At 30.4% G+C, this 12,026-nt stretch carries 12 protein-coding genes; 8 read left to right on the forward strand and 4 right to left on the reverse strand.

Going from position 1 to position 12,026, the window contains the following annotated elements; genetic code table 11:
- The first annotated feature begins 109 nt into the window (after positions 1–109).
- The 4 genes from V9L05_RS16250 (at position 110) to V9L05_RS16265 (ending at position 1,779) form a co-directional block, all read left to right on the forward strand.
- Entirely contained in the window at positions 110–379 is a 270-nt protein-coding gene (locus V9L05_RS16250) for a hypothetical protein (protein ID WP_338792168.1), read from the forward strand.
- A gap of 45 nt (positions 380–424) precedes the next feature.
- The gene (locus tag V9L05_RS16255) at positions 425–844 is read left to right on the forward strand and encodes a hypothetical protein (RefSeq protein ID WP_338792167.1); all 420 of its coding nucleotides are present in this window, start codon (positions 425–427) and stop codon (positions 842–844) included.
- 12 nt (positions 845–856) lie between these two features.
- Positions 857–1,276 carry a hypothetical protein gene (locus V9L05_RS16260; protein ID WP_338792166.1) on the forward strand — a complete coding sequence of 140 codons (420 nt, stop codon included), beginning with the start codon at positions 857–859 and terminating at the stop codon, positions 1,274–1,276.
- A 155-nt stretch (positions 1,277–1,431) separates the two neighbouring features.
- A complete protein-coding gene (locus V9L05_RS16265) occupies positions 1,432–1,779 on the forward strand; it encodes a metalloregulator ArsR/SmtB family transcription factor (protein ID WP_338812911.1) in 348 nt (115 codons plus the stop codon).
- Between the two features lie 15 nt (positions 1,780–1,794).
- Here V9L05_RS16265 and V9L05_RS16270 read toward each other — a convergent pair whose 3' ends face one another.
- From V9L05_RS16270 to V9L05_RS16280, 3 genes are all read right to left on the reverse strand, one after another.
- Positions 1,795–3,126 carry a leucine-rich repeat domain-containing protein gene (locus V9L05_RS16270; protein ID WP_338812912.1) on the reverse strand — a complete coding sequence of 444 codons (1,332 nt, stop codon included), beginning with the start codon at positions 3,124–3,126 and terminating at the stop codon, positions 1,795–1,797.
- Positions 3,127–3,192: 66 nt separating this feature from the next.
- Entirely contained in the window at positions 3,193–5,118 is a 1,926-nt protein-coding gene (locus V9L05_RS16275) for a M1 family metallopeptidase (RefSeq protein ID WP_338812913.1), read from the reverse strand.
- Positions 5,119–5,304: 186 nt separating this feature from the next.
- Positions 5,305–5,622 carry a YtxH domain-containing protein gene (locus tag V9L05_RS16280; protein ID WP_338792163.1) on the reverse strand — a complete coding sequence of 106 codons (318 nt, stop codon included), beginning with the start codon at positions 5,620–5,622 and terminating at the stop codon, positions 5,305–5,307.
- A 620-nt stretch (positions 5,623–6,242) separates the two neighbouring features.
- Here V9L05_RS16280 and V9L05_RS16285 point away from each other — a divergent pair.
- Together V9L05_RS16285 and V9L05_RS16290 are read left to right on the forward strand one after the other, a co-directional pair.
- The gene (locus V9L05_RS16285; RefSeq protein ID WP_338812914.1) at positions 6,243–8,699 is read left to right on the forward strand and encodes a glycosyl hydrolase family 8; all 2,457 of its coding nucleotides are present in this window, start codon (positions 6,243–6,245) and stop codon (positions 8,697–8,699) included.
- A 322-nt stretch (positions 8,700–9,021) separates the two neighbouring features.
- On the forward strand, positions 9,022–9,273 hold the full coding sequence (locus V9L05_RS16290; RefSeq protein ID WP_338792161.1) for a VF530 family protein: 252 nt from the start codon (positions 9,022–9,024) through the stop codon (positions 9,271–9,273).
- Positions 9,274–9,387: 114 nt separating this feature from the next.
- Here V9L05_RS16290 and trxA read toward each other — a convergent pair whose 3' ends face one another.
- Positions 9,388–9,705: a thioredoxin gene (trxA, locus tag V9L05_RS16295; protein WP_338792160.1), complete on the reverse strand. Its 318-nt coding sequence runs from the start codon at positions 9,703–9,705 to the stop codon at positions 9,388–9,390.
- 406 nt (positions 9,706–10,111) lie between these two features.
- Here trxA and V9L05_RS16300 point away from each other — a divergent pair, with 406 nt between their 5' ends.
- Positions 10,112–10,714: a nitroreductase gene (locus V9L05_RS16300; protein ID WP_338812915.1), complete on the forward strand. Its 603-nt coding sequence runs from the start codon at positions 10,112–10,114 to the stop codon at positions 10,712–10,714.
- Between the two features lie 283 nt (positions 10,715–10,997).
- Positions 10,998–11,933, forward strand: coding sequence for an ATP-binding cassette domain-containing protein (locus V9L05_RS16305; protein ID WP_338812916.1), 936 nt, complete (start codon positions 10,998–11,000; stop codon positions 11,931–11,933).
- The last annotated feature ends 93 nt before the right edge of the window (positions 11,934–12,026 follow it).

Genomic DNA, 12,026 nt, shown 5'->3' on the forward strand with positions numbered 1-12,026 from the left:
ATGCATATACTAAAGAGTTTTTTTTTAATTTTTCTTAAAAAGAAGAAGAGTATAATAGCTTAAAAAATAATAAATACACACAATTACACTTTCTAAACTATTTGAAATTATGACTCAAGAAATTGCAGCCCATGAAATATTACAACTTATTATTCGGAAAAAACCACTTTGGAAATGGAAGAAACAATGTGTTTATACAGATGGAATAGACAAGACCTTTCTTAAACTTACTTTTTTTGATGAGAATAATAGTCAAATTGGAAAGACATGCTTTCAATTAGAGACAGGAATAGTACAGTTTAGCACAATTACACAAGAATGTTCGCCCACAACAGTAGTAGATTTTTTATTGGAAATACTAGAACAAACTAATAAATAATATCTAAACATATTTTATACCCACCTTCAATTAAAATTGAATATTATGTTTTCTAAACATCCTAATAAAAAATCATTCCTTTCTTTTGATTTTTATGCACAAGCTGCTTTTACTGGAGTGGCTGTTGTGCTTGCCATTTTATCTATTTTTGATACTCTCTTTATGGCTTTTGGTCTGTGGCTGGTTGTTCCTGTGGCAATTTATAATTCAGTAGGACTCTTGATTCATATTTTTATGGGTAGTTACTCTAAAAATATAGTTCTGCTCAGAATAGTTCATGCTATTTTGGGTTTTTCTTCTATTGTGGGACTATTATTTTATATCAAAGATAATTTAATAGATGAAGGACTCGTATTTTATGTTATTTCAGCTATTCCTTTTGTTTTTTTGTTGTCTTATTTTCTTATTACTTGGCAAGATTTTAAAGCTATGAAAAAAAATCACAATCATTTAAAATCTAAATAGAATTTTATACCTATGAAAAAATCAACTTTCAATCCTGATAAACATAAATTCTTAACAATTGATTTTTATATTCAAGGTTTTTTCTTTGCCTTAACTCTGATTTTTGGGTTTTTATCTTGTATCAATGGATATTTTGTGATTTTAGGTCTTTTTGGTTTGATTCCTATTGCTCTTTATAATTCTGTTGGGCTGACATATCATATTCTTCAAGGGAGTTATTCAAAAGAAGTAGAAAGGTTTCGAAAAATACATGCTATAAGTGCAGTGGTTTACTTAATTACTTTTATACTGATTTTTCTTGTTTTTGATAATCCAGCAAATACAAACAAAATTACTCTTATTATTTTTTGGGCAATACCTCCATTTTTTCTGATAGCTTACTTTTTCATTACTTGGCAAGATTGGAAGGCAATGAAGAATCTCAATAATTGATTTACTATAGATGACATAGAGTCTAATATTCTAATAACCAAAAACTCTATTTTTTCGTTATCTACTTATATGAACATATAAACAAATGTTAATTTATATATTCTTAAAAATTTAAAAGGGGAAAAATAATTACTTGCTAAAAACTAAAATCAATTATGGAATCTAATTTAAAAAATAATATAGAATCTAATCTTGAAGAAAAAACATTGCAAATTGATGTAGAAACACTAGAAAGAGCCGCTTTTATTCTCAAAACTGTTGCTCATCCTGTTCGTTTAGGTATTTTGAAATTATTGGAAAAAGAAGAACGTTTGTCAGTAAATCAAATTTGTGAAGGCTTGGAAGTCGAACAATCACTTACTTCTCATCATCTCTCAAATATGAAATTAAAAGGAATTTTGTCTTCCAAAAGAGAAGGGAAAAACGTTTATTATTCGCTAAGAGAACGAAATATCTTGAATCTTTTTAAGTGTTTGGAAGGATGTGATTGTGTGATGTTTTAGTGTGAATCATTTTTTTTATCTACTTAATTGACTTATTTCTGCTTTGTTTTTTATAGGGTTTCTATCTGCTTGTATGCCATACAACGTTTGGATATTATTAATGCTTGTAGGTAATTCTGTAATTTTATTGTCTGATATATACAATGTTTTTAAGTTTTTTAGATTACTAATTTTATTTGGGATAGATTGTAATTTATTGTTTTGTAAATAGAGAACTTGTAGGTTTTCTGAATCTAAAATTTCTATAGGAAAGTTTTTAAATTTATTTCCACTCAAATCAATATACATTAAATCTTTTAGTTCGCTTATTTCATTTGGTATATTCTCTATCTTATTAATTCCTAAATCTAATATCTCTAATTTTTTAAGATTACTGATCTCTTTTGGAAGACTTGTGATTTTATTTAGACGTAAATTCAAATTTCTAAGGCTGTCTAACTCAAAAATTACAGAAGGAATTTTTCCACCAAAATTATTTTGATATAGTTTTAGAAATAGCAGATTATCTTTTAGTTCAGAAAATTCGGTTGGTAAACCTTCTAAATTATTTTTTGAAATATTTAATTGTTCTAGTTCTTTGAGTTTTGAAATATTTTTTGGTAAATTTTTCAACTTATTTGTGTATAAATCTAAGTTTTCCAAACTTTCGCACTCTCCAATTTCATTTGGTAAATTTTCAATTAGATTATTTGCAAGGTTTAAAAATCGCAGCTTTTTCAGATTTGATATACTACTTGGTACTTTTTTTATCTTATTCATATAAAAACTTAATTGAATAAGTCTTTCTAAATTTCCAATTTCATTAGGTATATTTTCTATTGAATTTTGACTTATACCCAAATCTTCTAACTTTTTTAAGTTACCAATTTGAGTAGGTATTTTCTTTATTTTGTTTGAGGATAAATTAAGTTCTCTGAGGTTGGTCAAATTACCTATTTCATCAGGTATCTTTTCTAACAAATTATTACCTAAATTAAGAATTTCCAATTTTTTCAAACTACCAATTTCTTTCGGAAGTTCTTTTATTGAATTCATACTTAATGAAATAGCTTCTAAGTAAGGCAGATTTTGAATAGAAACTGGAATATTTCCATTCAGATTATATTGTGAAAAATTAATTTCTACTACATGATGTCCTTTTACATTTATTCCTGCCCATCTATTATTTACTGTATTTTTTTCTGGGTCTTGATTAATATCCCATCCATTATTTCTATGCCAATTATCTCCATCAGTAGCTTTATAAAAATCTACTAAAGCCTTATACTCCTCAGGAGAAACTCCACTTTGAAATATTTCACAAGAAGTAAACAAAAAGACAAGGATAAAGAAAATAAAATAACGCATAAATTTTAAGGTTTAAAAAAATAAAAAGCCTCTAAGACTTTTATAACTCTTAGAGGCTAAAAAAAATTACTTTCCTTCCAACATTTTTTCAATACTAGATGAAGCTACAAAGTGATAATTTGGTTTTGCTTCTTCGTAAATTTCTTTTGCTAAAGGAATCGTTTTTTCGTTTGCGATAAGTTCTGAATAGATAGGACTTAAAAACTTTCTTCGCCCTACATTCACCAAGAATTTACGCAGTTGAGGATACGACTTTTCATATTGGTTATGAGCTACTTTTACAAGCCATTCTCCCAAAACTTCATTGTTTCCAGTTTCTGAAAATTTAAATTTTTTGTCTAACTCATCCATTTGTTGTGAACTAAGCTGATTTGGTAAAGCACGAAGGAAGAATAACCATTGTTGATATGTCCAATCTTTTGTGTCTAATTGTGCTGCTGGTGTTCCATCTTTCCAAGATTGTGCTGCTGCAATAGATTTGTCGTAACGTTCAGATTCAATTTTTGGAATATTAGCAGGAATGCCTGTTTCATAAATCCATTTTTTTGGATTGATAGTTTCCATAGAACCTTCTACTTGTGACAAAAGATTTTTATCTAAATAAGTTAAGAAGTCTTCTGTATTTGTTGTTTTGAAAGCATATTCAGTAAAATACTTATTTAAAAAAGTATCAAATTTTTCACGACCTACTGTGTTTTCAATTAATTTTAAGAGATAAAAACCTTTGTCGTAAGCAATTGAAGTTACTCCATCATCTGGATTACGGTCTGTAAGATCTAATTTGAGTTTTGTGTCTTCTGCACTTCCTGCTGAAGTCATGGCAGCTACTTCACTTTTTAAATCTTGGTATGAAATAAGAGCTAACATTTCAGCATAATCTTTTCCATAGACTTCTTCCATTATTCTGTTTTCAAAATAAACAGTAAAACCTTCGTTAAGCCAAAAGTCATTCCACGTCGCATTAGTTACCAAATTTCCAGACCAAGAGTGAGCTAATTCGTGAGCAACTAAAGAAGTGAGCGAACGGTCGCCAGCCAAAATAGTAGGTGTTGCAAAAGTAAGACGAGGATTTTCCATTCCTCCAAAAGGAAAACTAGGAGGTAAGACAATCAAATCATAACGTCCCCATGCGTATTTGCCATAAAGCGTTTCGGCAGCTTCTAACATTTTATCCATTTCCTCAAACTCATAAGCAGCTTTACTAATTACAGAAGGTTCTGCATACACACCTGTACGTTCACCAATAGGCTGAAAACGTAAATCGCCAACTGCAAGAGCTAAAAGATAAGCAGGAATTGGTTGCTCCATCTTAAAACTATAAATACCTGAGTCATTTTTTTGCTGTGGATTTTCTGCACTCATTACTGCCATAAGGTCTTTAGGAACAGTTACCTCAGCCGTATAAGTAAAACGAATACCTGGACTGTCTTGTGTAGGAACCCATGTACGAGCCAAAATAGCCTGTGATTGAGTAAACAAAAATGGACTTTTCTTTCCTGCTGTTTGTGAAGGAGAAAGCCATTGTAGAGCCTCTGCATCTGATGAGGTTTTGTAAGTAATGGTTACTTTTTTAGACTCATCGGTAACTGGAATAGTCAGTTTTTGACCCAAATTTTTGTCTTCTGTTGCAAGTTCGAAGTTTGCTTTTTGTCCATCTACTTCTACATTTTCGATGGTCAGGCTACGAGTATCTAAATAGATCTTGTCTATATTATTTTGTATTTCTACATCATAAGTAGCAATTCCTGAAAGCATTTTATTTTCAAAATCTACATTTAATTTTAAGTCTAAATGTGTGATTTTTGCATCTTCTGGCATAGCAAAAGTATGAATATCAGTGGGCGTTGAAGTAGTCATTTGATTAGTAGAATCAATTTCTGTAATAGAATCAGTTGTTTCTATTGATTTTTTCTCTGGATTACAAGCTGTAAAAAGAGAAAATAAAACCAAACTAGAGAATATAGTTTTTAATTGTAATGAAAAATGTTGCATAGAGTAATTTTTGTGTTTGTGTCATTGGTGAGAACACCAACAACGGCAGGATGAATGATAAATGAATTACTTATCAATCAAATTTTAATAAAAAACGAAAATACAAAAAAAAGAATCTTAATCTAATAAATGGATAGATTAAGATTCTTTAAAAAGTGTACTTTTATTATAACATAAAATCAAAGGTTATGCTTCTGCGCTATCTCCTTTTGCATTTTCAATTTGATTTTTTGCCTTATCAGCAAGTTCATTTGCTTTTGCCTTTGCATCTGCTGCAAGCGTATTAGCACGTTCTTTCATTGATTCGTTGAACTGATTTACTTTGTGCTTTGTAATTTCTACTTGTCCTTCCAACTCTTCTAAAAGGTCATTTGACTTGCGAGCAATACGACCACGAGTTTTGTCGCCTGCTTCTGGTGCCATCAAAACGCCTACTAATGCACCTACTGCTAAACCTGCAATGAATGTTACTACGCCTAAACCACCGTTATCTGAATTTGCCATAAAAATAATATAGATTAAAAATGATGAATAATATAAAAAATTGTCTGTATCGTTTTGAACGGAAATACTGAAAAGATAAGCCAAATTAACAAAAATTTAACTTTTCTAAAAAGAAAATCTCAAAATTAATGTAAAATTTCCTTTTATTTTTCTACAAAAAAGTTATTTCCTTGTCTTATTTTTTTCTAGTTATATAAAATCATTCTCTTAACGCACCAAAAAAAAAAAGGTTCAGTAAAATATACATTTTTAGCGACTTATTACTCATTATTTTTCTTCTCTAATCTCCTTAAAAAATAAAGCACTTATACGTTATAAAAATAGTTGTAAAAATAATAATTTAGTGTATAAAACAAGAAATCATTATTTGTAAAGATTAAAATATTTATATCTATTTTGCTTCAAACCAAAACTACATAAAATCTATTTCAACTGGCGATTGAATAAAAAAATTATATTTTTAATTTTTAAAATACAATATAAGGCTTGTTTATAGGGTTAATCCATAGAAGATTAGTGTATTTTAAGAACCTCATAATTCGTAAAAGAGTTATAGCTAACTAATTAAGTAAACACTACTCTTTCATAATCAATTTACTACCTTTATAAAGTTATATAAAATGAATACAAGACAAACCCTTATATGTGTGTGTATTTTGTCTCTATTTTTTATTCAAAACCTTGTAGCACAAAACTATCCTTTTCCTCAACAGAAAAATTGGGCAAATAGCATCAAACCTAATCATATTTCACAAAATCAACTAGATACAGATGTAGCAAATTATTACAAAGATTGGCGTGACAATTTTTTAAAACCAACTACCATGACTGGTGGATATTATGTAAAAGGCGGATGTACTAATTGTAGCGAACCTGCCAAAGGAACTTCTGAAGGACACGGGTGGGGAATGCTTATCACCGTTCTGATGGCAGGTCATGATAGTAATGCCAAAACTTACTATGATGGGCTTTACAACTATTTTGACCAACATCGTAGCACCATAAATAATGAACTAATGAGCTGGATGGTAGAAAATTCGGAAAATGGAGGTGAAAATTCAGCTACTGATGGTGATTTTGATATTGCTTATTCCCTTATTTTGGCGCATTATCAATGGGGTTCTGATGGACAAATTAATTATCGTCAAGAAGCTATTGATATGATTAATAAAGGTCTTAAATTAGGCTCAATGAATACACAAAGCAAGCGAGTTATGTTAGGTGACTGGGATACCAATGCTTACACTACACGTTCTTCTGATTGGATGACTGCTCAAATGCGTGCCTACGGACAGATTACAGGAGATAGTTTTTGGACAGAATCTATTGATGTAGCCTATAATATTATGAGTCAGATTCGCCAAAATTATTCACCTAATACAGGTTTGATGCCTGATTTTGTGATAGGCAGCACTCCACAACCTGCTACTCCTAATTTTTTGGAAGCAGATACAGATGATGATTACTCTTGGAATGCGTGTCGTTTTCCTTGGCGTGTAGCAATGGATTATGGGCATTATGGAAATATAGATTCTAAAACAACTGTAAATAAAATTGTCAATTGGGCAAAAATTACGACTAATAATAATCCATCTCAATATAAAGCAGGTTATACATTGAGTGGCACACCTTTATTTTCTTATACATCAAAAGCATTTACAGCTCCATTAATTGTAGCAAGTACTGTTGATATAAGTCATCAAGCATTCTTAAATGATGGTTGGGATCATTTGAAAACAGGTTATTACGATTATTATGATGCAACCATCAATCTTTTATGTATGCTTTATATTTCTGGAAATTGGTGGAAACCAGAGATTAATCCAGATACTACAACGAACTTATATCCTACAATAAGTTTTACTTCCCCAACTAATAACACTACTTTTCAAGAAGGTCAATCCATTACCTTAACAGCTACAGCAAATGATAGCGATGGACAAATAGTAAAAGTAGAATTTTATAGCAACAATCAGAAGATTGGAGAAACTCAAACGTCGCCTTATACTTTTAGTTTTGATAATGCTAGTATAGGAAGTTATCAATTTACTGCCAAAGCAACAGATAATGAAGGAGCAAGCACTACTTCTGATATTGTTACAATAGTAGTTGAAGGTGATATAGATATTCCAAATGTAGCACCTACAATAAGTTTTACTTCGCCAACTAATAACACTGTTTTTCAAGAAGGTCAATCTATTAATCTAACAGCTACAGCAAATGATAGCGATGGACAAATAGTAAAAGTAGAATTTTATAGCAACAATCAGAAAATTGGAGAAACTCAAACCTCACCTTATGCTTTTAGTTTTGATAATGTTAGTGTCGGAAATTATCAATTTACTGCCAAAGCAACAGATAACGAAGAGGCAAGCACTACTTCTGAGATTATCACAGTAGTGGTAGAAGATAATACTGGAGGTGGAAATACAAACTGCTCTTTTGGAACTCCTACCTCAACAAGTTTACCTAATCTAAACAAATCCTATACAAATCTTCATGTCATAGGTAATGGACCTGACTTGAGTAATATTATAAATTTTAGTATTAATTGGCAAAATGAAAGTTCACATTTTGGTTTGTATCAATTATCTATGAGTACAAACAATGGACAACCTAATTGGTGGGTAAATCTACTTCAAGGAACGACACACTCGTTAAATCTTTCGCAACCTACTCTTACACTAAGCAATACAGGTATTAGTGGCTTTGATGGAACATATTATGCTGCAATAGATGGAAATAATTTTGTGTTAGTTTCTACAAGCTCTAATTTTACTATCTATTTTAGTAATTCTTCTGTTGCCCCTTCGTGTAATGAAGAAAGTACATTAATCAAAAAATCTGCATTCATTTTATATCCAAATCCTACAACAGATGAAATACGCATAGCAGGAAAAGAAGAAAGTGTAGAAGTAAAAATATATGATGTCAACGGAGCATTGCATATTTCTCAAACCTTAAATTTAGCAGCAGGAAAAAATCTAATCAGCCTCAGACAACTGAATAACGGAATATATTATATAAAAATAGTTGGAAAGGATGCTACTGAACATCTACAAATTTTTAAAGAATAAATTTTAGTTTCTTTTTAATATTGGTTCTATTTCTAGTCTGACCTAAATCAAGTTCAATCTATTTAGGTCAGACTTTTTATTGTAAGAATGTCTGTTAGATTTGCAATATCAGAATTGACTAATTTATTTCGATATTGACTTTAATTACCTACTTTTAAAGACTCTAAAGAATAAAGGTTATCACAGTTATTTTTGTATAACAGCCTTCCAGACTGTTGAATTTCATAAAATACTATTTTTGATGTTCAGACTGGAAGTCTGAATTACCTTAATACAAACTGTGATAAGGTTTAATATAATCTATCATACTAACAAACAAAATATGGAAAATACACCTACTCCCAACAACGAGCAATCTCCCAACAAATCAAATGACCCTTTGCACGGAGTAAAATTAGCTGATATAGTAGAAACCTTAGTAGAAAAACAAGGCTGGGAAAAAATGGCTAAAGAAGTAAATATTAACTGTTTCAAAAATGACCCTTCTATTAAATCTAGTCTGACATTTTTGCGAAAAACACCTTGGGCTAGAGAGCAGGTAGAAAAATTATATTTGAGAGTCATTAAAAAGTAGAATCTTTGCCCTTGTCGGTGTCTCATCGACGACACAGAGTTCAACATAAAAAAACTCCATTCTCTTCAAAAGAAGAAAATAGAGTTTTCTAAACTAAACGAGTTTTCAATAAATTTATACCAATTTATCGATACGGTTTTGAAGTTCTTTTTTTGTAGTTGTTCCAACAATTTTCTCTACAATCTCGCCATCTTTAAAGATAAGAATTGTAGGAATATTACGAACACCATATTTTACAGTAAGTTCTGAGTTAGAATCTACGTCTACCTTTGCGATTTTTGCTTTTCCAGCATACTCATCAGAAAGCTCATGAACAATAGGAGTCATCATTTGACAAGGTCCACACCATTCTGCCCAAAAATCAACCAAAACAGGTTGGCTTGAAGAGATAAGTTCTGTAAAAGTTGCTTGTGTTGCTTCAATAGCTGCCATAATAAAAAATATTTTTATTTAGTAAAAAATGAATTAAAATTTTATAAAAATGAAAATGATTTTAGTCTTTCCCAAATATATTGTTTTGTATTCTCAAGGTTGTACAAAAATAATGCTTTCTGCTGTTTCTTATTTCAGAAAAGTAATTGTACTGTCATTTAGTCAGTAGTTACAATTAGATTGAGAAGTAATAGTTTTTAGCAAAAAGCCAATATCATAACATAAAAATAGCTTTTCTGTTCAAAAATATAAAAAGGTTAAGACTTTGTAAATGCTAAAACAAGAATCAAAATTTTGAGTATTTTTGTAAAATGACAAGTAAAACAGATTTTTTAGTCTGTTTTTTAAAAAAACTTTAAATGAAAATTTACACAGATTAGCAAGTCTGTGATACAAAAAAACAGCTATGAAAAATACAACCACGACAATCACACCAGAGCAAATAAACGAACTTATCAAAAATAGAAGAACTATTTTTCCTCATGAATGCACAGGCGAAAAAATTGATGATAAAATAATTTGGCAACTTTTAGAAAATGCTACTTGGTCGCCTAATCATGGAAAACTAGAGCCTTGGCAATTTTTTGTTTTTGCTGACGAAACAAGAGAAAAACTAGGCGATTTTTTGATAAAATTATATAAAAAACTAACTCCAAAAGAAGACTATAATGAATTAAAAGCAACTAAACTACGCAACCGAATGAGTGAATCTTCTCATATTATTGTAGTGGTTGCAAAGACAAATCAAAACCCACGAATTCCAGAAATTGAAGATATAGAAGCTGTTGCCTGTGGAATTCAGAACTTACAACTTTCTGCTACTGTTTATGGCTTGGCAAGTTATTGGGGAACTGGTGCGCTCGTTTATGCAGAAGAAACTCATTCACAATTAGGATTGTCTGACAATGAAAAAGTAGTTGGTTTTCTTTATTTGGGTGTTCCAAAAGATGATTTAGTAAAAGAAGCAACACGAAAACCAATACAAGAAAAAGTAGTTTGGATAAAATAAAATAGTGATAAATGGTGAAATATTTATTCAGCGAAGCTAATTGTGAATGAATGCAATAAATAAGGAATATAAAATGAATAAATTTACACTTTGAAAAATTCACGCATTAATAAACAGGGTTTTAACCCTGTTTTTATAGATAGCTAAAAATGTAAATTTATTTTTGTAGTCTTCCTAAGAAGTCAGAGTTTCTATTCATAATTTATAATTCACCATTTATAATTCACAATTATTCCTCGTATTTTTGTTTTCTGATAAAATAAACCACAAACCCAGTTTAATTTTGAATAATAACGACACTATTCTCACTATTTCAGATGTTCGAAAAGAATATCATAATCATACAGCTCTTGCAGGTGTTAGTCTCTCAATTCCGAAAGGAAGTATTTATGGGCTTTTAGGGCCTAACGGAGCAGGAAAAACTTCGCTTATTCGTATCATTACTCAAATTACGGGTGCAGATAGTGGTAAAATATTTTTTGAAGGAGAAGAACTTTCGCCAAAGCATATTTCTAAAATTGGTTATTTGCCTGAAGAACGTGGACTGTATCCAAAAATGAAAGTAGGCGAACAACTTATTTATTTAGGTAGGTTAAAAGGAATTCCGAGAAATGAAATTCAGAAAAAATTAAAATATTGGCTTGCTACTTTCCAAATGAAAGAATGGTGGGACAAAGAGGTAGGAGGACTTTCGAAGGGAATGCAGCAAAAAGTGCAATTTGTAGCAACCGTTCTGCATGACCCAAAACTATTGATTTTAGATGAGCCTTTTTCTGGTTTTGACCCAGTTAATGCGAATCTTTTAAAAGATGAAATTCTTAAACTTCAACAAAAAGGTACAACTGTTATTTTTTCGACACATAGAATGGAATCAGTTGAGGAACTTTGTGACACGATAGCCCTAATTAATAAATCTCATAAAATATTTGAAGGCAAAAAGGCAGATATAAAAATGAGCCATCGAACACATATTTTTGAAGTTCAGACTGATAAACCTATCACAGAAAGTGGTAAGTATTTTGAAATCTTGGAAAAAAGTAAGCAAACAGATTTTCAAACCTATATTACGTCTGTAAAAATAAATGAAAATGCTCCCAAAAATGCACTAGTACAAGAACTTACTACAAATAAAATTAGGGATAATTACGAAATAATTTCTATGCAAGAAAAACTACCTTCCATTAATGATATTTTTATAAAAATGGTTGAAGAGAAATAAAGCTTGTTTTATCTCGTCACTGGAGACACCAACAATGGTAAGGCTACAAATTTCGTTGCATCAAATAAGGAAAGACGGGTATAATTAAAAGAC

This window comes from Bernardetia sp. Wsw4-3y2, assembly GCF_037126295.1.
In the GTDB taxonomy this organism is placed as follows: domain Bacteria; phylum Bacteroidota; class Bacteroidia; order Cytophagales; family Bernardetiaceae; genus Bernardetia.